The organism is Vallitalea guaymasensis (assembly GCF_018141425.1).
Classification (GTDB): domain Bacteria; phylum Bacillota; class Clostridia; order Lachnospirales; family Vallitaleaceae; genus Vallitalea; species Vallitalea guaymasensis.
This window is the reverse complement of record NZ_CP058561.1, coordinates 4,894,038-4,916,829: the sequence shown is the minus strand read 5'-3', so window position 1 is coordinate 4,916,829 and position 22,792 is coordinate 4,894,038. Positions and strand designations below refer to the sequence as shown.

The following is a 22,792-nucleotide window of genomic DNA, read 5'->3' as shown; positions in this document are numbered from 1 at the left end:
TACCTGTATCTTATTCATCTAATGATGCCTCTAAAACCAAAGGCAGATGATTATAAGATGCAGGTTCTCTATTAAAGTTCTTATAGAACCTAATATTACGAAATCCTAGCTTTTCAAGATAATTATTCAATTGTTTTTCCAATAAAGGATACAGGTATATTTCATTTGAGATTATCTCTCCTGTGTCTTTTATAGTTAATCTTGTCTCAAAAATTAATCTTTCATCCCTTATTTGTTCAGAATAGAATCTTTCAAATTTGATATACTCATTTTCTATGATAGGTAACTCTCTGATACTTTTATCTAAGATATACTGGTAATTCAATATCTGAATCAAAAGCTTACCCTTAGCTTTTAGAATGGCTTTCATATTTTTTAACGCTTCAAATATTTCCTCTTCATTAGTTAAGTGAACCAATGTATTACCAAAGCAAGTAACTATATCAAAACTATTGTTCCCCCATTTTTCTTCTATTTTCAACATATCCATAACTTGAAAGGATATATTGTCCTCTTGAAAATTTTTGGCTGCATATTTAATCATTTCAGAATCAAGGTCGATCCCAATAACTTCAACACCCTTTGCACCTATAGCCCCAGCCATATGTCCAGTAGCACACCCGATATCCAATAATCTACAGGATGAATAATCTGAAATACTATCTAATACATAATTGACCATACCTGCTTTCAAAGGAAATATGTTATCATAAGATTTTGATATACTTTTATAAAAACTCATTTATCCACCTACTCTTCTAAGTTATTCCAATATGATATCAGCTCTTCATATCCAATTAAGGATTGTTCTTTGTTTTTACCACGTATTGAACCTTTAAGCCTGGCAATAGATAGTTCAATACCCATCAAATTATTTCTTTCAACACTGAATTGAACTCTTTTGCTCACCATATCCCATGCATCTTTTAACTTTTCTATATCTTCTTGTCCCTTTTTCCAATCACTCTCAACTATATCTTCATTCAAATTCCTCAATAGTGTCTCAACGTCATCTCCATCCATAAAAGACTGTTTCAATAAACCACCAGAATTCATTATTAGAATGAATATTCCTAGAAGTATACAAGTACATGTGATTATCATGACCTTTTTCATTTTGTGAACTTTCCTTTCCATTATAACCATTTTACAAAGATTTGTCATCCATATGATCTTTATATAAATCAATATATAACTCACCTGAAGTATTAATAACTGCCAAATAGACTTCCAGTGGATTTTTGATTCCTCTAGTCTTCAATTGACTATCAAGCCATTTCTCATCTAAATCTATCTTTTCAAGATTATGCTCCATGACCACACCATTGTAGATTAGTTCCGTGCTAAGTCCCATATAATCTGTTGATAAATTCATATCTTTTGGAGTCAAAGATTGAAATTGAGATTTTTTTAACACTGTTAATTTACCATTGGTTTCTAGTACTGCAAACTCAACTTGGTTAATATCAAAGATGTTATTCATCCTTAGCTGTTCCAACAATTCAAAGAGATTATATCGTAATTTTTTCAAGTTTTTTTCTAATATTTTTCCATTCGCTATCAATACCCTAGGTTTTCCATTAATATATTCTGAAATAACAGGAAATTTTAATGTAAGTACTTGAACTAAATATACAAGTGTTGCCCATACTACCAATCCTACCCAATGGGGCCATGCAGCAGAACTTAAATCAGTAGTAAGTGTAGATGCCATTGACCCAATAGTTATTCCTAAAATATATTCAAACAGTGTTAATTGACTGACTTGTTGTTTTCCCAGTAAACGTGTAAAGATCAACAATGAAAAGAAACCTATTACACCTCTTACAATGACTACAATACTCTCATTCAAACTTACCACCTCCTACAGTAGTATTTACTATTTCCACCAATAATATGTTATAACTTACCATGCAAAAACTAAGTAGGTTTACATTTTCTTCACGTATTCAAATAGATGGCATATTATATTAAAAAAGGTTTTTACTATCTAACATAGATATTATTTTGATTATTAATGATTAGCTTTAATATAGTTAATCATTGATATTTTTATAGATCTTCAATCCGTGATAGGGATAGACTCTATCGCGGATTGAAGTAATAGATAAATGAGGTGGATTTTTATGCATTACTACTCTTCTCAACCAAATTATAAATATCTTGTAGTAGGTACTGACGTATCAATTCCTTTATCTAACGGTAAATACACCAAAGAAATTAACTTTGATAATGCTGCAACTACACCACCATTGACATCTGTTATGAAAGCGGTAAATGATTTTGCCCCATGGTATTCATCTATACATCGTGGAACCGGCTATAAATCTAATCTATCATCAGAGATATACGATGCTACAAGAAAAACTGTAGCTGATTTTGTTAACATGGATAGGGACTATTCTACAGTCATATTTGTTAAGAATACTACTGAAGCGATTAATAAAGTTTCCAATAAATTATCACAAGTCATTCATAATGGGATAATATTATCCTCATTCATGGAACATCATTCCAATGATCTGCCATGGAGAAAAAATTTCAACATGGACTATATTAATTTGGACAATAAAGGAAATCTATCTCTAGAAGACTGTGAACAAAAGCTAAAAAAGTATAATGGTAAAGTTAGGTTAGTAACCATTTCTGGTGCTTCTAATGTTACTGGATACAAAACTGATATTCATGCATTTGCAAAGCTGGCACATAGGTACGGAGCCAAAATCCTTATTGACGGCGCACAGCTTATTCCTCATTCACCTATAGACATGAAACCATCTTATTCAAATGACCATATTGACTATCTGGTTTTCTCTGGTCATAAAATATATGCACCTTTTGGTACAGGTGTCCTTATAGGTCCTAAGAATGTTTTCAAGTATGGTTCACCTACCCAAGTTGGTGGTGGGACTGTAAAAATAGTTACACCAAAAAGTGTTATGTGGGATGATGTACCATATAAAGAGGAAGCAGGAACCCCTAATATCATGGGAGTAGTTGCTCTGAATGCTTCATTAATGGAAATGAATAAGTTAGGTATGCACAACATAGAAAACATGGAATTGAACCTGACTGAATATACATTAAATAAATTAAACAGAATTAAAGACATTATCATATATGGTAATGAAAATGATTGTGACAATAGAATAGGTATAATTACTTTCAATATAAAAGGACTGCATCATTCTGTGGTAGCTAATATTTTATCAAAAGAAGCAGGTATAAGCGTAAGAAGCGGTTGTTTCTGTGCTCAGCCTTATGTACAAAAATTATTGTACCTAACCAAAAATGATATCAATGAACTGAAAAGAAATCCCCGTTATCCACGTCCTGGGATGGTTAGAATAAGCTTCGGTCTGTATAATGATTATTCAGAAGTTGACATATTGATAGAACTCCTAGAAAAAATAGTAAAAAACAAATCATATTACTTAAAAAAATACCCTTCTAAACATCATAAAATTTCCAGTTCTGCGAGATATTAAAATATAGAATAGAGGAACCCATGAGGCTCCTCTATAGTATTATTCAGCAACTCTAATTTTAATAAAATCTTTCTTACTAATTAATTCTCCACTTTCTGGCTCTTGACTAATAACCTTGCCACTGCTATATAATGAATCTTCAACAGTTTCAAAAATGATTGTCAAGTCATTCTCTTCAGCAATATCTTCTATTTCACTAACTGAGTATTCCGAGAAATCAATCACACTATATAGTTCTCCTAGAGAAACTACAACCTCAATATCAGTATCCAAATCTGCATTAGTCTGATTATATATATTTTGAGAAAAAATCAATCCATAATCTAGGTCTTGAATATGTAATTCAGTTTTGGTTATTGTTAACTGAGCACCTTTACTATTTTGTTCATCAACCCATTGTTGCAGTTCAGTAACTGGTCTATCAACAAATTTAGGTATGTTCAAGGTATCTCCCAAAGAATAATAAACTGTGACATACGTGCCTTTATTGACTTTAGTTCCTGTTTCAATTGATTGTGAAAGGAATTTTCCTGCACTAGTTCCCTGTTGATACATTTCTACAACCTCTACATTAAGGTCACTTGTTTGTGAATAGTTATTTGCTTCGCTCTTACTCATATTCATAAAGGATGGAACTGTTAATCCTGATGATATTGTAATTTCTATATCAGAAGACAGGTCTATATCATCATTATAAATATTTTGGGTTATTATCTTTCCATATTCTAATCCTGTACCTGCTTGTTCATTAACAATCAAATCAATATTTGCCCCATTATCATTAGCTTCTTCAATCCATTCTTCTAGCTCCTGCTTCAATTCATCTATGAAGCTAGGTACAGTTATTCTATCTCCTAGAGAATATTCTACCCTTATCTCCATTCCTTCTTCAACTACTTCTTCTGCCCCGATTGATTGAGATAAGAATTCTCCTTCTCTAGTGCCCTTAACATATTTCTCTATGACTTTAACTTCTATTGAATCATCATCATATTCTTCTGCTTCAGTTACCGTTAATTCACTGAAATCTGGAACAACTATCTCTTCCCCTTTAGAAACGATAAAATTCAGTACCTCATCACCTACTAATTCATCTCCATCAGGAATACTCTGATACATTATTTTATCCTTTTCATAAATGGAATTATATTCATAAGTATAATTATAGTCTATTCCATTGCTCTTAGCCCATATATCTACATCAAGTAATGCCCTATTAAGGAAATTATCCATAACTATGGTTTCTTCCTCTTCATCTTCAGTACCTTTTGAAACGATGAAACTTACTGTATATCCTTCTTTTATTTCCTCATCCGCTTTTATGCTTTGGTATGAAATGCTATCTTCTGGATATATATCGCTATATTCGAAAGAATAAGTATATCTTATCCGATTATTTTTAGCCCATATGTCAGCATCAATAATAGTTCTGTTCAAGAAATTTTCCATTATTATTGTATCATTTTCATCTCCAGTTGATATGACAAATGAAAATACCTCATTAACATCCATCTCTTCTCCAGACTTAACACTTTGATTGATTATAATATCTTCATCATATAAGGAACTTTTCTCGTATGTATAAGTATATTCAATATCATTATTTTTTGCCCATATATCTACATCAATCATAGTTTCATTAATAAAATCCGGCACGACTACTGTATCAAAGGTCTCTGTATAACTAATAGCAAATTCTACTTCCGAACTCCTGACGAAGGTGTCATTGGTAGCACCTATCAACTCATATGATATCAGATAATTAGATGGCACATCTTCACTTTCAATATTATTGAATTTATAATTAATAATACCATTCTGCTCTACCCAATTTTCAATACTTGTTTTGGACCAGCTAGTATCAAAATCTGGAACTACAATCTTTTCATAAGGATCTTTCCCTTTTGAAATGGATAATTTTACAGTTGAATCTTTCCCTATCTTTTCTCCTGGTTCTATATTCTGGGATATAATATAATCTTCTTGTATTTCATTGCTGTATTCTTCTTCATAAGTAAGTATAATGTTTCTATCATTAGCCCATGCTACTGCATCTTCATAGAGCATATTAGAAAAATCTATCAAAATTGTTTTTCTGTTTACTATGAAATATATACTTATTACAGCAATTGCTAGTATTATTATTTGGATAATCCACTTCTTATAATTACTTGTTTTCTGGTATGTAAATTGTTCTTGTTCAAAACTAGCATTCTTAGTCTCGTTAAGATTAGATAGAAAATTGCTTTTACTTTTATCGTCTTCAATATTAACTACTTCTTTTATAGTATCATTGTCTATCTTAGCTTCATTATCTATTTCTTCCTCATGAATTTCTTTATTATGAACCTCTTCATTAGTTTCTGGTTTCTTTTCTTCATCTAGATTGAAATTGAATCCGTCTTTGAATATATCCTTGTTTTTATTACTATCCATGTGCTACATCCTTTCAGTAAGCTTACCTTCTACTAACTTTAACTGAATATCACTAAGACCTGCTATACTATCAGAATGAGTAACAACAATAACACATTTATTATATTCTTTTGCTAACATCCTCAATATCTTGATTATCTCTTGTTCCGTAGCAGTATCCAGATTACCAGTAGGTTCATCAGCCATTATTAAGTCAACATTAGTTGCAAGACCTCTGGCTATTGCAACACGTTGTTGTTCTCCACCAGATAGCTTATAGATACTTCTTTCAGCTTTTGTCTTAACTATGCCAAATTGGTCAAGTAAATTCAGCGCAGTGGTATAATGAGGTTTTGGAACCTGATTATTGGTTATTTCCATTACATTGACTACATTTTCAACAGCTGTAAGATATGGAATAAGATTGAACTGTTGGAATACAAAAGATAGATTATTTCTTCTGTATTTTCCAAGTCCTATATCATTGACATTTTTGCCTTCAAAATAGACATTTCCTTCTTGTGCTTTCTCTAATCCACCTGCAATCGCCAGTAAAGTTGTTTTCCCGCTTCCTGATGGTCCTAGTATAGAATAAAATTTTCCTCTTTCAAAAGTATAATCAAGATTATTTAGAATCATTCTTTTATTATTACCATCTATATATCCATAAGATATATTTTCTAATCTTAATATGGACATTCTCTCATCTCCTTTAAGTCCTATTGATTAAAATCTGTTTTGGATTGAATCGCATAACATATAGCGACGGTATTATGGTACTTATTATGGACATAAGTAAACCTAAGCCAAACAATTGTACTAAAGCGGTTATATCAAAGTTTATATCTACTTTATTATTTTCTAATGAAAGCTTATCATTTTTTTGCATCCTATCAGAGCTTATGTTAAATTGACCATCTTTCATTTTTGGAGATTTATCAGAAACTATACTTATTTGACTTCCTGGTTTCATCATGAAACCTTTATCATTACTAGAGTCGCCGATGATGTCACTTTCTAATACTGCTGAACTTATTTCTTCTCCAATGACAGAACCGGTAAATGAAGATAGTAAAAATGCTATTATTGCTATTATTGTTACTTCTATAACAAACTGCACCACTATTTTTATTTTACTTTCGCCTACAGCTAACATGATACCTATTTCTTCTTTACGTTCATTTACTGTAAGCGCAGTAATTAACCCTATTATGGCAGCACCGGCAACAGCAATAATGATGACCATGATTTTTGCAATTACACCTAATTTTTCAATAGGTCCCATCAAGCTGTTGTATAAAGCATCATTAGCATCTAATTTACCATAATTGAATTTTATTTTGTTCTCTGCTTCTAATTTATAATCGTCAGTATATAGAGGATCTTTTAGATTGATAACATTAGATGTAATCAATAGATTATCTAACTCTTCATCTGACAGACCTATGGATTTGAGGATATTAAAAGGAACATATAAACGGTTTTGAGGTAATAATGAAGCTCCTCCTCTACCAATTAGTCTTTGCTCCACTTCTTCATTAGTTTTATATATTCCAACAATTTTTAATTCCAACTCTACATCTTCATAATCCAGCACAGAAACAGTAGTAGTTATTGTATCACCTATTTTCAAATTATTGTTGGAAGCTACTGTTTCTTCAACAAGTACAACATTCTCACCAGAAGTGATTTTATCTATGGATGGAAATTCACCTTCCACAAGTTCTGCATTACCATTACTAAAATCAGTTGGTTCTACAGCACTGAATAGCTTAATATCAAAAATATGATTAGAAGTATTAGCTCCCCCAGTATCTTGGGTATAAGCTTCTAGTTGTTGGCTATCAGCCTCAAAAGATATTGATATATCATAGCTGTCCACATACTCTGAATCAACTACTTTCATAATATTAGTGTAAGTAGGACCACCTTTCTCTGTCAACTTCTCTGAAGTAACAATTCCACCCATGAAACTGGCTTTAAGTATTGATGAATCTTCTTTATTGAGTACTCCTTTTGATGAATCTCCAATAATTCTTTCATTATCAATAATATATTTTACTTCTGCACCAATACTTTCTCTCGTCTGTTCTTGGGCTTTTACTGTAGCATTATAGACCAGTAAACCTGCTAGAACGAAATTGGCTATTATCAAGAAGATAATACCTAACAACAAAGTTTTTCCTTTCTTGTTTTTTATGTATTTTAAGGCTCTTTTCATAAAATACACTTGCGAAAACCTCCCTTAACAAATTTAGTAGGTTAATTCTACCAATAAATATTGGTGATAATATGTATTAATTATGTGAAATTATGTGAAGATTTTCATTTTAGTAGTATAAGTCATTAACCATAAAAATAGATTATACCCATAGATTATTGCAAAAAAATAAGACTGTATATTAACCAATGTCATTTAGGTAAGGTATTTAAGGAGAATTTTATACTTGAAATAGTATAAGGCTATCTTTTTTTCTGTAAAGTTTTATAACCCTTGACAAATTACTAAAAACAAAAAAATGTGGCAAAGCCCCTTAAATATATGATTTTAAGCTATCTGGTAATATGTCAAGATGCAAATTCAAAAGATTTTTAGAGAGAAGCATAAAAGAGAGTTATGACAAATAAGCGGAGCTATATCATTTACGTTGTGGGATAGAATATAACCGTAGACACTAACTTTAAAAAGAATTACGGATGAAAAGTGATTTCTGCCGAGAGTGTATTTAATGAGACAGCAACTCCTATTTTTTATCATTGAAACATTGTAAAATAATGTCGGAAATGATAAAATATAGATAAACATACTATTTTTCACAAAAAGAATTATCTTTTTTTGTAACTATTTAACATGGAATTTAGGTAAGCAATTTAGACAAAGGAATTTAAAAAAATAGGAGGTTCATTACCATGACTAGAAAACTTGTATCTAAGAAAATATTTATTTTTTTATTTCTTTTTATTAATGCACTAAATCTCATATTGACATTTCCTTCATTTGCAGTAGTAAACACTCAATATGAAAATCAAGCCCAACTTCTAAAAAAAATCAATGTATTTGTAGGTACCAATCAAGGATTTGAACTTGATAGAGCTCCCACCAGATTAGAAGGTGGAATTCTTTTCGTAAGACTATTAGGTGGAAATGATGAAGCTTTAACTCAAAAATATTCCCATCCATTTAAAGATGTTCCTACTTGGGGTGATCCTTATGTAGGATATCTATGGCATCATGGTTTAACTAGAGGTGTTTCATCAACAGAATATGGATCAACTCTACTTATGCAAGGAAAATCCTATTTAACTTTCACTTTAACTGCTTTGGGATATGTAATCAATAAGGATTTTACTTGGGCTACAGCAGTTGATAAGAGTTTAGAAATTGGATTAATTGATAATAATCTTTATCAAGAATTATATAATTCTACTTTTTTAAGAGATCACGTGGCTAAACTATCTTATGATGCCCTAAAACAATCTATAAAAGATAATAGTGACACTTTAGCAGATCAGTTAATTGATACAGGGGCTATAGATGTTAAATTAGCAAATGAAATTGGAATAACTACAGAAGATACTAATTCAATCACTAATATTCATGCTGTAAATAGCCCTGTTTCCAAATTAACTACTGAAGATATTAAGCTCTTAGGTGCTAATGGATTTACTGGTTCTGAGACTGAAATTGCTGATGCTATAAAGCAATGGCAAATAAATAACATGATCTATGCTTCGAGTACTGAAAATTATCCAGACGTTTCTTATTCTATGCGTTGGAATTATGCTTTTCCTAAAACCTATACTGTAATGGATATGCTATCTAATATGAAAGATGGTAATAAATACTACGGTATATGCTATCACTACGCAACTATTTATGCTGCTATCGCCGATTATTATGGGTTAAACGTAAGAATTACCAATACCACTGTAAAACCGAGTGATGTATCTAATAATTCTTTTTACGAAGCTACTTCTAAAGGCCTATCATTAAAAGAATTTGAACACTTCACTAACTGGATTACTAAAAAAGGATTATCTATTATAGATTATCCATATGAAGCAGTACGACTAGTTATGGGAGAAACCGCTCTACATTACCGAGCTGAAGTCAATATAGATGGAAGTTGGATTCCTCAAGATGATTATAACTCCATTACAAAAGGGTCTTCTAACTATGACTATATAGTTACTAACTGGAATGAAGGATATCAAAAAGAAGCTTTCAATGATTATGTAAATCGTTTAAAAAATGGAGAAGATCTAAAAGGTGAAGGATACTCTTCAGCTTATGAAGAATTTCTAGAAGGACGATTAATAAAAATCGAAACTGGCGAAGCAAAAAAATATATAGGAATAACTGATGAAGCTAATCAAACTAAAAGAGCATCTAATATAGATGAATTGTTACAAGGCTTAGGTCTAGTTCCTTATTTTGATACTAAAGAAAAAATAATCGACTTTTTCCAACAAGCGGATTGGGTAAAAGAAGAAATTGATGAGGCTTTTGAAGTCAAAGAAAAAATTGAAACTGCTACAGGTCAGCGCTTTTACATAATTTGTGATTTAATGATCTATTCTGAAGTAGAAACCATAGAATATTCAACATATTCTGAACAATACTTAGCCTTTTCAGGTGAAGAAATAAACGAAGATACTTTTAACAACTATATAAAATAGAATATTTAAATTCTTGACAAATTACTAAAAAAATGTGGCGAAGCCCCTTAAATGTATGATTTTAAGGAGGTTTCGCTATAAATAAAAATAGAAAATAAAAGTTTGAGAATATGATTCATATGATGGCTTACTATTAGAAGGTGGCTCTCTATCCAAAGAAATGGAGAATGTCCTAAAAAGTGTGTAAAATATCTCCAACCTGGCTAAAATCTAAATAAAAATGCCAGGAAGGAGATTTTATTATGGCAAATAACCTTATTACTAAAGAACAAGCACAATCAATAATTGAAAACAATGATATCAAAACTCCACAAGATATTATGGGTGCTCTAAAAAATATGTTTAGGGATGTTATTCAAGAAATGCTTGAAAACGAGATGGATGAAACTCTAGGCTACGAACGTTACGATCATGACCAACCTAAATCCAACTATCGAAATGGTTATTCTCAAAAGAAAGTTCATTCTTCTCTAGGTGAAATTGATATTGATGTGCCAAGAGGTCGAAATGCTGATTTTGAGCCTAAGATCGTTCCTAAACGGAAAAAAGATATTTCAGATATGGTAAGTAGAATAACGGATAAGCTAATACCAACAATTAACGAATGGCAAGGCTTATGTGATCATTGGTGTTAACCTAGATGGTATGAAGGATGTATTAGGTATCTGGATAGGTGAAAACAAAAGTTCTAAATTCTGGTTAAACATTCTTAATCAATTATCTTCTCTTAATAGACAATATCGTAAAGTAACAAAGAGCAAATGTATTTTTCCAACAGATACATCCTTACAAAAAATGCTTTTTTTAGCTACAGATAAAGCTACAAAAAAATGGACACAAAGGTATCGAGGTTGGGATAAAATACTCAATCAATTAACAATTTTATATAATGAACGCATAACACCTTACATTGGCTAACTACCGTTCACTTTTACGAAGTAAAGGTAGTATAAATCTCCACCTTTACTTCGTAAATTTTACATGCATTAAGTAAGTGCTGATGGGACCCAAAAATGATACTATTATAGTATTGTCATAATACAGCTAAATTATGGGAATATTATTAATAAATGTAAAAATAACCACCCCAGCCGTACATAGCTAGGATGGATTTTTACACACTTAGTGTGACACTACCGCTTTTGAATTCCTTTTTCATGAATTTAACGCTTTTTATTTAGGCACTAAAATATGAAGGATACAATATAACTCCACCTTTGACTACTTAGACTTACATACCAATAAGTTTTATCCTATGACATTGGTATATGAACAGCCCATTTTTTTTACAGCACCTACCTTAAACTATCAATATATTCACTGATAATTTCCCATTCTTCTAATAGTTTACTTAGTGCTTCTTTCTTATCATTTTGTTCCATGGATATTTCATTGAGTTTACCTGCATCTGTACTATTAATTAACATCTCTTTGTCTAACTCATCAATAGATGTTTCTACCAATTCAATCTCCATTTCTATTGCTTCTAATTGTTTCTTCTTTCTTTTTATTATCTTCTCATTATCATCTACTCTTTTACGATTATAATTTTTATTACTACTTCTATTTGTTTGTTCCCTTTTAGGGACAATACTATCAGCTTTTTTCAGTAATTCATTTTTATAATATTCATAATCTCCATTATAGAATTCTAACTTCTTATTTTCTATTTCCCCTATTTTAGTAGCTATTTTATTAATAAAATAACGGTCATGGGATACAAATAATATAGTACCCTTGAACTCAAGTAAAGTCTCTTCTAGTATTTCCCTTGAATCAATATCCAAATGATTCGTTGGTTCGTCTAATATCATGAAATTAACTTTTTCGTACATGAGCATACATAATTTCAATCTGCTTTTTTCTCCTCCAGATAAAATACTTATTTTCTTGAATACGTCATCTTTAATAAATAATACCTTAGCCAATTCTGTTCTTGCCTCACCTATTGTGATGTTATACTTATATTGAAAAGCTTCAAGTATAGATATATTTTCATCTTCAAAATTAACCTCTTGAGGCAGATATCCAATATTTATGTTTGACCCGTATTTTATACTACCTTTATCACTTTCCAATACTTCCATGACAATCTTTATCAATGTGGATTTACCAGTCCCGTTATCACCAAGTATGGCTAAACTATCTTGATAGAACAATGTTAGGTCAAGACCTGAGAACAGTGTTCTGCTTTCAAAACTCTTTTCAACATTTTTCAATATCAAAACTTCTTTTCCTGTTCTATCAAATCCTTTACTAGACAATTTAATTTTAGTTTTCTCAAGAACAGGTTTATCCAATTTATCCATCTTAGCAAGTCTTTTTTCCAGTTCTTTTGCTCTGACATACATCTTATCGCTGTCACGCATTTTTCCCCAGATACGATACCTTTTAATCTGCTCTTCCATCTTACTGATTTTCTTCTGGTTTTCCTTATATCTATTGTATGCTTCAATAAACCGTCTTTCTTTTTCCATTAGATAATATGTGTAGTTACCATGATATATTGAAGCACCATTGTAGTCTAATTCAACTATTTTATTAACGACTCTATCCAAAAAATATCTATCATGAGATATTATCAATACTGAACCTTTATACTCTTTTAAATACTCTTCCAACCATTCAATTGATTTTAGATCAAGATGATTGGAGGGCTCGTCAAGAAGCAACAGCTCAGGTTTTTCCAATAATATCTTACCAAGCATGATCTTAGATTTTTCACCACCGCTTAGATTAGCAAACTTCATCTTCTGTATGGAGTCAGATATCTGAAGACCGATTGTTACCTTACTCATTTTCTCATCAATGTCATATCCTCCTAGAAGCTCGAATCTTTCTTGAAGCTGACCATATTCCTTCATGAGTCTATCAATATCATTATCCCCATCAGTCAATGAATGTTCAATCTTCATCATCTTCTTTTTGATATCATATACATCTTTAAATGCAAGATAAAGTACTTCCTTAACACTATAATCTTCTTCAAAGACAGGTATTTGGTCAAGATATCCTAGAGTGACGCCCTTACGATAGAAAACTTCACCTTCATAATCTTCATGCCCCATAAGAATTTTCATTATGGTTGTCTTACCTGTTCCATTCCTGCCAATCAATCCAACTATTTCTCCTGTTTTTATATCAAAACCAACATTTTCAAATATTTTATTAGCTCCAAAACTCTTTGATAAATTATTAATCCCCAATTCTATCATTGTAATCATACCTTTCAATTCTAATTTATTTTTAAACGCAAAAAATCCTAGACATTAGTCTAGGATAAATAAACAATCATATCTATATATGCTATACTTGCTTACCTTATCTAGGTATCAGTATTCTCATATATACATCCTTCAACTAACTTATTGTATAATGGATATTTAAAAATGGACGCACTTGTAGTAGGACCATCTAAAATTGCTGTTATATTTCTTTTAAATACCATCCATAAATCAGTTGATTGAGTCATTTTTTAACACACCTTTTCTTAATTATAAGCTTGTATTTCTAACATTAAATCTTTCTTTTCTTAATAGATTCTACAAATATAATAATACTGCTTATCAGTTATTTATTTTATCATAAGATAGTCTTCTAGTCAAATTATCAAATATGTTAATTCCAAATAATACTAAGGCATTGAAATAGCTCATATTCAATAAAAAGATTGCAAGATCAAATTTCTTATTTATTGTATTCAATCCTAGAAGAAAAGCTATTACAATTAAAGATATTTGTCCAAATACCATGATAAGTTTCAGATTACCTGAAATCACCTTTTTACTAAAAATAAATATCACTATAGCAAGAGCCAATATAATGAGTGTTATAGCTGCTAATATCAAAGAATAGTCATAAAATTTTACAGAAGCCCACTTTATGAAATCTTTATCTACTCTATGTGATCTACCAAGTCTAACCATGAGATAGCTTGGTAAAGTAAAAGAACCTAGCAAACCGTAAATAAATAAAATAATATTTACAGTAATTTTCATCTTTTGCATCTTTTTTGTTATGCTCAATATAACTAATGCAATAATTAATATGATTGAGCACCATGTACATATATCGCCATATAAAAAACTCATCTTAATTCTCCCTGGTTACTTATATATTTTTATTATGTATCTTTTTAACATATATCTTATTAGTTTATCCGATAATCAAAGTAATGTCCATGACTTAACAAATGTTTTCGGAATAAATTCCATATATAAACATTTTTTAATTGACACATATTTCTATTGCTGATACAATATATTGTATATTATAAAGCTACCAACCACAACATAATGTGTTCAAGATACTGTTGGTGTGTTAAGCTGAATAGATTATATATATAATTTTTAATTTATTAATATGGTTAATGCTCATGCTTAATAGAAATAATATACATAAAAGCTTAGTAACAATTTAATACAGCTATAAAATGCTTAACTATAAAAGTGTTAAGATAAAAAGACGAAAGGAATGAATAATAATGATAAAAGTACTGAAAAGAAATGGCTCCATCGCTGACTTTGATGTCAATAAAATTATTACAGCTATATTATTATCAATGTCAGAAACTAAGGCAAGTGTTGATAATGTATTAGCTGAAACTATCGCTAAAAAAGCAGAAGAAAAATTACATACATACAATAATCCTGTATCAGTTGAAATAATACAAGACTTGGTTGAAGAATCCTTAATGGACTCTCCTAGAAAGGATGCTGCAAAAAGATACATACTCTATAGATACGAAAGAGATAAGACAAGAGATAAAAGAAGCAAGCGTACTGATGGGAGGATACTGTCAGAAGAATTTGTCAGTCGCTACAAGCATCGTCCAAACCCAATGAAACAATTAGGCTCTTTTGTTTATTATAGAACATATTCCAGGTGGCTTCCTGAAGAGAAGAGACGTGAATATTGGTGGGAAACCGTAAGACGAGCTGTAGAATACAATTGCAGTCTAGTCCCTACTACAAAAGCTGAAGCAGAAAAATTATATGATAATATCTTTAATCTAAGACAATTCTTATCAGGACGTACTTTTTGGGTAGGTAATACTGATGTTGCTAAGAATTATCCTATGTCCAATTATAATTGTTCATTTACAATTATTGATGACTTTGATGCCTTCAAGGATTTGTTCTACCTGTTAATGATAGGCTCTGGAGTAGGTATTAGAATATTAAAAGATGATATTGCTAAGTTACCAAAGATCAGAACTAAATTTGATATTATTCATGAAGATTATACCCCTACTCCAATACATCTTCGAGAAGATAATACAAGTTTAGAATTCAGCCATAACAATACTGCTAAAATCATTATAGGTGATAGCAAAGAAGGATGGGTTCAAGCAATAGATTTTTATCTAAAAGTACTATATAGTAACGAATACCGTAAAATAAATACCATAATAATTAATTATAATCACGTGAGACCAAAAGGTGAGAAACTTAAGACCTTCGGTGGTACAGCCAGCGGTCACTCCAGCTTAAAAAACATGTTTATAAAAGCTACTAACATAATTAAAAAACGTGGTGTATTGAACGGTGAAGATTATACTAAACTTCTTCCAATTGATTGCCTTGATATAGCTAATATCATTGGCGAAAATGTAGTTGTAGGTGGTGTTAGAAGAACTGCTGAGATCGTACTTGTAGACCCAGATGACAAAGAAGCTATTGAAGCAAAAAACAATCTCTATAAACAAATTGATGGTCAATGGATTGTTGATGAAGATATCATTCACCGTCAGATGAGTAATAATTCAATCTATTATAGAGAAAAACCCTCTAGAGAACAATTACATTGGCAATTAGAGCAAATGCGTTATTCTGGAGAACCTGGATGGGTTAATGAAGCTGCTGGTAAGAAAAGAAGACCCAATATGAACGGTGTCAATCCTTGCGGTGAGATTTTACTTGATTCAAAAGGTTTATGTAATCTAACCACCGTCAATGTATTCTCTTTTATAAACAAAGATGATACTTTAGACTATGATGGTCTATATGAAGCACAAAAATTATCAGCAAGAGCTGGATACAGGATGACTTGTACAGAATTGGAGATTCCTAGATGGAACTACATTCATAAAAGAGATAAACTATTAGGCTGTTCCTTGACCGGATGGCAAGATATGGTTAATGCAGTTGGACTTACTACAAAAGAACAGGGAAAATTACTTAAAGAATTAAGAGAAATCGCCAAAACATCTGCCAATGAATATGCTGGTGAAATAGGCGAAAACGAACCTCTACTAGTAACAACGGTGAAACCTGAAGGAACTCTAAGTCAATTGCCATCTGTATCCAGTGGAGTTCACTACTCACATTCTCCATATTATATCAGAAGAATTAGAATAAATAGTGATGATCCGTTAGTAAAAGTATGTGAAGAATTAGAATACCCTATTTTCCCAGAAGTTGGTCAAGATTCTAAGTCCTGCACTACCAAGGTAATAGAATTTCCTGTAAAAGCTCCAAGAGGAGTTACCAAATATGACGTTACTGCAATTCAACAATTAGAGAACTATCAACTATTTATGGAGAACTATGTAGATCATAACTGTTCTATAACAGTACATGTAAGAGATCATGAATGGGATGAAGTTGAAGAATGGGTATGGAAAAACTGGGATAGTACTGTAGCATTATCTTTCTTGTCACTAGATGACAACTTCTACAAACTATTGCCTTATGAAGCTATAGAAGAGGAAGAGTATAATGAAAGAGCTGCTAAATTAAGACCTTTCTTACCTAGTCTTATAAGCAAATATGAAAAAGAAGAGATTGATTTTGACATTGGTGACTCCAGTTGTGACAACGGAGTTTGTCCAATAAGATAATATATACAATATAATCAGGCTGTCCCCCTACACAAATGTATAGAGAGACAGCCCTTTTATTTACTCATCTATATGGCTGGCAGATTCTCTACAAATCTGTACAAATCCTCATATTTACCTCTATAGGTACAGTTGATATCTGCTTCATCTCTATTGATTATATGATTTTCTAACAAAAATGTTTCTAAACCTAATTCCCCTGCAACCAAATCTTCCTGTACATCATTTCCAACCATTATACATTCTTCAGGTTTTTTATTTATACAGCTCAAGATCTCTTCATAATAATTTACACAGGGTTTACAAAAATGACTAGTCTCGTAAGATGTTATATGATGAAAATCTGTCTCTTTGAGTCCAGCCCAATTAATTCTGTGGTGAATTGCCTTTAGTGGGAATAAAGGATTAGTAGCTAGAACAACAGTATACCCTTTATCTCTAAGCATATTGATACATTTAACAGAATAATCATTTTTTGATACTGCTTTTTCAATCTCTAAAAAGCCCCTATCATAAAAATCGTCAAATCTATTCTTATATTCATCAATTTCATCACCAACTAATTCTTCAAACTTATTCATAAATATTTCCATGTTAGTCTTATTCTCTTCGTTTTTTCTCATGACATCAGTTGCAGTCCATACATATTTTACAAACATTTCTTTATCAATCATATCCTCAAATACTTTGTGCATTTCATCAAAATATGTCTTAACGAATTTTTGTTCTTCTAATGGTAATAATGTACCATCTAAATCAAATAGAAATGTATTCATTCTTGTACTCCTTACAAATTATATTTAGATTTTTTAGGTAATCTATAATCCTTAATCAATAATAAAGATAGTTTATATCAATGATATAAAAAAAATCCCAATAAATCAATAATAATTTACGGGATTTCAAAAATAATATCTTAAAATACATTTTTATATCATGTTGTAAAGATACTCTTACTTATCTATTTAATTTGTGCTAATAATTCTACTTATTAAATATTCAAGTTAGAATACTATAGAACCACCATCAACATTAATATCTTGTGCTGTAATATTCTTACCTTGCTCAGAGCATAGATACACAATTATATTTGCTATGTCTTCTGGCTCTTGTGGTCTATTTAGAGGAATCTCTCTTTCAATATAGCTATCAAATATCTTATTTTGTTCTTCTACACTATCTGCCATAGTTTTCAATTGTGCAATCCACATTGGTGTTTTAATTATTCCAGGACAAATAACATTGATATTAATATTATCATGTGCAACTTCTCTTGCAACAGCCTTACTAAAAGCAATGACTCCACTTTTTGTAGCTGCATACATAGAAGTACCTGGAGACGCATTCTTTGCTGCAATTGATGATATATTTATTATCTTACCCTCTTTATTAGGTATCATATGTTTTAAGGCTTCCCTTGTACCATAAATAGTTCCTTTTAAATTCAAATCCAGAATTTTATCAATTTCATTATCTGCAAAATCACTAACTGGTTTTATAATTCCCATCCCTGCAGCATTAATCATGATATGTAAATTACCAAATTCTTTGATTGTAGTTTCTACCAATGAAGATACTTCAGCAGATTTTGTAATATCAGTTTTCACTGCTATACTAGCTTGACCCATTGCTTTTATCTCATCAACTGTTTCTTTTGCACCTTCCAGATTAATATCAGATACAGCGACTACAGCACCTGCCTCAGCTAATTTTAAAGCGATTGCCTTTCCTAGTCCACCTGCACCTCCTGTTACGATTGCTACTTTTTTTGTTAAATTCATCTCTAGCATATACTTATATCTCCTTTCCCATTATGTAAAGTATTTAGTTATTCTTTATTTGTTTTTTGTTTTATGATATTATTATCTCATTATTAGTATTAAAAAGAATACGTAAACTTAATTAAATCATCTAGTATTTTTTACGTATTTTGTAAGTAAGCTTTAAAAATGACATTATAGATAAAAAAAGGTGATAATATATGCTTAATAAAAATGACTTGAATAAATTATTAGATTTTACCTTAGAAATTCAGAACATAGATTATGATTTTAGACAAAAAACTTTAAATATGATATCTGAACTTTTTAATTATGATAATATGAATTTTTTCTTTTATGATCTAGATAGGAATGATATCAATTTATGTAATCCCATATCAACAAAAACCGTTGAGAAAGCAATGAATTCTTACATAAAACATTATTTTTATAAAGATATTTTTCATAAAGCTTATTCCAGTAGCCTTAATAATAACTTATATCATAACAAAGTTATTACTGTTAAAGATTTGATGTCCTCCTATAATTTCACTCAGAGCGAATATTACAATGATTTTTTAAGATATTATGATTGGGATAATCAGATTGTATTACCTCTTAATTATAATAATAGACAATTAGGTGTAATTGCAATTTTAAAGCAAGACGGACAAAATGATGTTACAACTTATGAGTATTGTTTATTAAGCAAGATAAATGAAATAATAACCCAATCATTAAATATGTATCTAAAAGAATTTGAATCCAATCAAGAGGCTAACATATTTAAAAGCTCATACTCTGTCATACCCACTGGATTAATGATATTAAATTATCAATTTTCACATATATATACAAATGATACAGCTAAAGAATATTGTAAAATCATCTCAGAAAACAGAAATTATTTCTCGCCCACTAAGAATGAATACATTAATAAAATTGTTGATTTACTTACTTCTGATTATCATAAAAATAACAATAATGAAATCAACATAGATTCATATACATTCAAAATATATCCATTCATTGTAAGCAGTACATATCATACTATTGAAACAATGTATACAATCTATATAACAGAAGATGAACAACCAGAAAAAATCCACGAGAAAAAACTGATTAACTATAAACTTACAAAAAGGGAATTAGAAATCATCAATCTTTTATTAAAGGGGTTAACAAATACTGAGATTGCTGATCAGTTGTTTTTGAGCAGCCATACAATACGAACTCACATCCAGAATATATATGCTAAAATGGATGTTAACAATAGAACAGCTTTATTATATAAATTGAATTCTTAAGTAATCTAAATATATGATAAATCCCTAAGTTAGAGATTTATCATATAGATTTTTTTCCCATATTACTACCTGCTATTTTTAATTTTAGCAGGCGTAATACCAAAGGTTTTCTTGAATTGATTTGAGAATATATATTGATCTGAATAGCCTAATTTATTAGCAACTTCCTTAATTGAGTAATTGTATTCTGTTAATAGAGTTCTTGAGTATTTCATTTTATTTTCAAAAATATAGCTTTTGGGAGAGATACTATACTGTGCTTTGAATTTCTTGGAAAAATAAGCACTGGAATATCCTGATATTTTAGCCAATTCATTAATATCATGTTCCTCCAATGGATGCTTAATAATATACACTCTAGCTCTTTCTAGACGCATATCATAGCTTTTTCCTTCATTGCTCATCTCACAATAGATATCTGATAGAATCTTTGTCATATAAGCATTAAGTAATCTTTTATGATTGGTTCCATAACTTACATTTATATAACACTTATATATTTCATTCATCAAGTTTCTGTAGTATTCGCTGTTACTTGGTGAATAGTATATATAAAAAGGATTAACCTCATCACTGATGTCCTTTAATAATTGATTATCATATAAACCAAATCTAATTGAATATAATGAAGGTGTAATATCATATTGCTGTGCACTATGTATCAAATCAGGACTGATTAATATCATATTACCAGGTACAATAGGACATATATTACCATCAATATCATAATGTCCATTACCTTCTCTGATATACGCTAATAGATAATCATGAATTTTACGCTGTGATAAACCCCATTTCTTCCTTAATTCAACATTATGAATATCATGAATCTGGAAATGACCTTTGTATGGTGTCATATTCAACAATTCATCAAATCTCTTCCAATTATTATCGTTTAGTATCATCTTTTTATCTCCTCTTACTATTCATTATCTCCTAAAATAATTATATACTTTATAAAAACAAAATGCATCTTATAGGAGGTAACTATGAATATTGTAATGTTATTAACGGACCAAATGCACAAATATGCAGTAGGGTATGAGCAAAGTTTCATAAAAACACCTAATATTGATAAACTAGCTAAAGAAGGCTGCATATTTCGAAATTCCTATTCCAATAATCCAGTATGTGGTCCATATAGAGCTAATTTGTTTACGGGAATGTACTCTTCTGATAGTAAAGTATATCACAATTGTGAGCCTCTTCCTGAAAATATTATATCCATGGCAGATGCTTTTAACAAATCAGGGTATGAAACTAGTTTTGTGGGTAAATGGCATTTAGGTGGTAAAGGTAATTGTCCTATCCCTGAACACTTAAGAGGAGGTTTCAAACATTTTATTGGATATCAATGTTATAACGGTTTTCTGGATGATGTATTTTTCTATGATGAAAATAATACTGAACATAGATATAATAAACACCGAACAGATGTTACAACCGATTTGGCTATTGAAAGATTAGAAGAACTTGCCCATACTGATAACCCATTTTTACATGTTGTTTTTTATCAAGCACCTCATTATCCTGTTCAACCCTCACAAGAATATGAAGACTTGTACAAAAATGTGGATATGCCTTATCCAATTAATTATGAAGCTACTCTACCGTTCACACCAACTGGCTCTCCACGTAGTCCAAGACCTGTAGAGAATGACCCAAATTATCAACGTTACGGTACGGATATGGAAAAATATAAACATTTATATTATGGTATGGTTTCTCAGATAGATAACGGTATTGGACGAATTATAGAAGCTATACATAATCTAAATCTCGCTGATGATACTGCTATCATTTTCTCAGCTGATCATGGTGACCTGCAAGGAAGTCATGGATTAATCAATAAGAATTACCCTTATGAAGAATCATGTGGAGTACCTCTTGTAATATATGTACCTGGTCAAAAAGGTCATAATGAAATTAAAGCACCAGTTTCATGTATTGATTTGTATCCTACTTGCCTGGATTTAGCTGATATAGACGTAAATCGTTCATTTGATGGTGAAAGCCTACTGCCATTAATACTTAATGATTCAGGAATAAAAAGCAAACCTGTCTTTGCTGAAAATTATCATTGTCACGAAACAGACTGGGTAATGATCAGGACAGAACAATATAAGCTATCTGTTAAATCTGACCTTAGTGAACCTTGGTTAATGTTTGATATGATAAATGATCCTTATGAAATGAAAAATCTAGTGCATGATAATTCTTATAAAGAAGTTCTTTCAAACCTTATGGAACAACTTAAATCATGGAGCGAAAATAGGGTGAAACCACCTTTACTTTAAGTAT

Annotated in this window: 17 protein-coding genes and 1 pseudogene; 6 read left to right on the top strand and 12 right to left on the bottom strand. The window is 30.7% G+C overall.

Annotation, left to right across the window (positions count from 1 at the left end; all coding sequences use genetic code 11):
* Positions 1–10 precede the first annotated feature (10 nt).
* Genes HYG85_RS21170 through HYG85_RS21160 form a run of 3 tightly spaced genes read right to left on the bottom strand, consistent with a single transcriptional unit; the run spans position 11 to position 1,852 of the window.
* Positions 11–742, bottom strand: a complete 732-nt coding sequence (locus tag HYG85_RS21170; RefSeq protein ID WP_212691340.1) for a class I SAM-dependent methyltransferase — start codon at positions 740–742, stop codon at positions 11–13.
* Between the two features lie 8 nt (positions 743–750).
* Positions 751–1,116, bottom strand: coding sequence for a DUF4363 family protein (locus tag HYG85_RS21165; RefSeq protein ID WP_212691339.1), 366 nt, complete (start codon positions 1,114–1,116; stop codon positions 751–753).
* Positions 1,117–1,147: 31 nt separating this feature from the next.
* Positions 1,148–1,852 (bottom strand): DUF421 domain-containing protein, encoded by a 705-nt coding sequence (locus HYG85_RS21160; protein WP_212691338.1) that lies wholly within the window; start codon positions 1,850–1,852, stop codon positions 1,148–1,150.
* A gap of 274 nt (positions 1,853–2,126) precedes the next feature.
* On the opposite strand from HYG85_RS21160, the gene HYG85_RS21155 reads away from it, so the two are divergent.
* Entirely contained in the window at positions 2,127–3,488 is a 1,362-nt protein-coding gene (locus tag HYG85_RS21155) for an aminotransferase class V-fold PLP-dependent enzyme (protein WP_212691337.1), read from the top strand.
* A gap of 39 nt (positions 3,489–3,527) precedes the next feature.
* Here the strand turns inward: HYG85_RS21155 and HYG85_RS21150 are convergent, their stop codons facing one another.
* The 3 genes from HYG85_RS21150 to HYG85_RS21140 are packed head-to-tail and all read right to left on the bottom strand — an operon-like array spanning position 3,528 to position 8,124.
* Positions 3,528–5,924, bottom strand: a complete 2,397-nt coding sequence (locus HYG85_RS21150) for a PASTA domain-containing protein (RefSeq protein ID WP_212691336.1) — start codon at positions 5,922–5,924, stop codon at positions 3,528–3,530.
* Positions 5,925–5,927: 3 nt separating this feature from the next.
* Entirely contained in the window at positions 5,928–6,602 is a 675-nt protein-coding gene (locus HYG85_RS21145) for an ABC transporter ATP-binding protein (RefSeq protein WP_113675403.1), read from the bottom strand.
* Between the two features lie 13 nt (positions 6,603–6,615).
* Positions 6,616–8,124 carry an ABC transporter permease gene (locus HYG85_RS21140; protein WP_244971352.1) on the bottom strand — a complete coding sequence of 503 codons (1,509 nt, stop codon included), beginning with the start codon at positions 8,122–8,124 and terminating at the stop codon, positions 6,616–6,618.
* A 689-nt stretch (positions 8,125–8,813) separates the two neighbouring features.
* Between HYG85_RS21140 and HYG85_RS21135 the strand changes: the two genes are divergently transcribed.
* Entirely contained in the window at positions 8,814–10,583 is a 1,770-nt protein-coding gene (locus HYG85_RS21135; protein WP_212691334.1) for a hypothetical protein, read from the top strand.
* 242 nt (positions 10,584–10,825) lie between these two features.
* Positions 10,826–11,501 (top strand): annotated as a pseudogene (locus HYG85_RS21130) (transposase).
* Positions 11,502–11,878: 377 nt separating this feature from the next.
* Here HYG85_RS21130 and abc-f read toward each other — a convergent pair.
* The 3 genes from abc-f to HYG85_RS21115 all read right to left on the bottom strand — a co-directional run bounded on the left by abc-f (position 11,879) and on the right by HYG85_RS21115 (position 14,674).
* Entirely contained in the window at positions 11,879–13,807 is a 1,929-nt protein-coding gene (gene abc-f, locus HYG85_RS21125; protein ID WP_212691333.1) for a ribosomal protection-like ABC-F family protein, read from the bottom strand.
* A 101-nt stretch (positions 13,808–13,908) separates the two neighbouring features.
* On the bottom strand, positions 13,909–14,055 hold the full coding sequence (locus tag HYG85_RS21120; protein WP_193774736.1) for a hypothetical protein: 147 nt from the start codon (positions 14,053–14,055) through the stop codon (positions 13,909–13,911).
* 94 nt (positions 14,056–14,149) lie between these two features.
* A complete protein-coding gene (locus HYG85_RS21115; protein ID WP_212691332.1) occupies positions 14,150–14,674 on the bottom strand; it encodes a hypothetical protein in 525 nt (174 codons plus the stop codon).
* Positions 14,675–15,066: 392 nt separating this feature from the next.
* Between HYG85_RS21115 and nrdJ the strand changes: the two genes are divergently transcribed.
* The gene (nrdJ, locus tag HYG85_RS21110) at positions 15,067–17,424 is read left to right on the top strand and encodes a ribonucleoside-triphosphate reductase, adenosylcobalamin-dependent (protein ID WP_212691331.1); all 2,358 of its coding nucleotides are present in this window, start codon (positions 15,067–15,069) and stop codon (positions 17,422–17,424) included.
* 68 nt (positions 17,425–17,492) lie between these two features.
* Here the strand turns inward: nrdJ and HYG85_RS21105 are convergent, their stop codons facing one another.
* A complete protein-coding gene (locus tag HYG85_RS21105) occupies positions 17,493–18,200 on the bottom strand; it encodes an HAD family hydrolase (RefSeq protein WP_212691330.1) in 708 nt (235 codons plus the stop codon).
* Between the two features lie 228 nt (positions 18,201–18,428).
* The gene (locus HYG85_RS21100) at positions 18,429–19,214 is read right to left on the bottom strand and encodes an SDR family NAD(P)-dependent oxidoreductase (RefSeq protein ID WP_113675409.1); all 786 of its coding nucleotides are present in this window, start codon (positions 19,212–19,214) and stop codon (positions 18,429–18,431) included.
* Between the two features lie 191 nt (positions 19,215–19,405).
* Between HYG85_RS21100 and HYG85_RS21095 the strand changes: the two genes are divergently transcribed.
* On the top strand, positions 19,406–20,491 hold the full coding sequence (locus HYG85_RS21095) for a response regulator transcription factor (RefSeq protein WP_212691329.1): 1,086 nt from the start codon (positions 19,406–19,408) through the stop codon (positions 20,489–20,491).
* 65 nt (positions 20,492–20,556) lie between these two features.
* Here the strand turns inward: HYG85_RS21095 and HYG85_RS21090 are convergent, their stop codons facing one another.
* Positions 20,557–21,396, bottom strand: coding sequence for an AraC family transcriptional regulator (locus tag HYG85_RS21090; protein WP_212691328.1), 840 nt, complete (start codon positions 21,394–21,396; stop codon positions 20,557–20,559).
* Positions 21,397–21,480: 84 nt separating this feature from the next.
* Here HYG85_RS21090 and HYG85_RS21085 point away from each other — a divergent pair, with 84 nt between their 5' ends.
* The gene (locus tag HYG85_RS21085; protein WP_212691327.1) at positions 21,481–22,788 is read left to right on the top strand and encodes a sulfatase-like hydrolase/transferase; all 1,308 of its coding nucleotides are present in this window, start codon (positions 21,481–21,483) and stop codon (positions 22,786–22,788) included.
* The last annotated feature ends 4 nt before the right edge of the window (positions 22,789–22,792 follow it).

What these genes read in the sequence shown, in the direction of transcription:
- HYG85_RS21145 (WP_113675403.1), bottom strand. Translation starts at nt 6,602, where the DNA reads ATGTCCATATTAAGATTAGAAAATATATCTTATGGATATATAGATGGT.
- HYG85_RS21135 (WP_212691334.1), top strand. Translation starts at nt 8,814, where the DNA reads ATGACTAGAAAACTTGTATCTAAGAAAATATTTATTTTTTTATTTCTT.
- HYG85_RS21155 (WP_212691337.1), top strand. Translation starts at nt 2,127, where the DNA reads ATGCATTACTACTCTTCTCAACCAAATTATAAATATCTTGTAGTAGGT.
- abc-f (WP_212691333.1), bottom strand. Translation starts at nt 13,807, where the DNA reads ATGATTACAATGATAGAATTGGGGATTAATAATTTATCAAAGAGTTTT.
- HYG85_RS21105 (WP_212691330.1), bottom strand. Translation starts at nt 18,200, where the DNA reads ATGAATACATTTCTATTTGATTTAGATGGTACATTATTACCATTAGAA.
- HYG85_RS21170 (WP_212691340.1), bottom strand. Translation starts at nt 742, where the DNA reads ATGAGTTTTTATAAAAGTATATCAAAATCTTATGATAACATATTTCCT.
- nrdJ (WP_212691331.1), top strand. Translation starts at nt 15,067, where the DNA reads ATGATAAAAGTACTGAAAAGAAATGGCTCCATCGCTGACTTTGATGTC.
- HYG85_RS21085 (WP_212691327.1), top strand. Translation starts at nt 21,481, where the DNA reads ATGAATATTGTAATGTTATTAACGGACCAAATGCACAAATATGCAGTA.
- HYG85_RS21120 (WP_193774736.1), bottom strand. Translation starts at nt 14,055, where the DNA reads ATGACTCAATCAACTGATTTATGGATGGTATTTAAAAGAAATATAACA.
- HYG85_RS21165 (WP_212691339.1), bottom strand. Translation starts at nt 1,116, where the DNA reads ATGAAAAAGGTCATGATAATCACATGTACTTGTATACTTCTAGGAATA.
- HYG85_RS21095 (WP_212691329.1), top strand. Translation starts at nt 19,406, where the DNA reads ATGCTTAATAAAAATGACTTGAATAAATTATTAGATTTTACCTTAGAA.
- HYG85_RS21090 (WP_212691328.1), bottom strand. Translation starts at nt 21,396, where the DNA reads ATGATACTAAACGATAATAATTGGAAGAGATTTGATGAATTGTTGAAT.
- HYG85_RS21100 (WP_113675409.1), bottom strand. Translation starts at nt 19,214, where the DNA reads ATGCTAGAGATGAATTTAACAAAAAAAGTAGCAATCGTAACAGGAGGT.
- HYG85_RS21150 (WP_212691336.1), bottom strand. Translation starts at nt 5,924, where the DNA reads ATGGATAGTAATAAAAACAAGGATATATTCAAAGACGGATTCAATTTC.
- HYG85_RS21115 (WP_212691332.1), bottom strand. Translation starts at nt 14,674, where the DNA reads ATGAGTTTTTTATATGGCGATATATGTACATGGTGCTCAATCATATTA.
- HYG85_RS21140 (WP_244971352.1), bottom strand. Translation starts at nt 8,124, where the DNA reads ATGAAAAGAGCCTTAAAATACATAAAAAACAAGAAAGGAAAAACTTTG.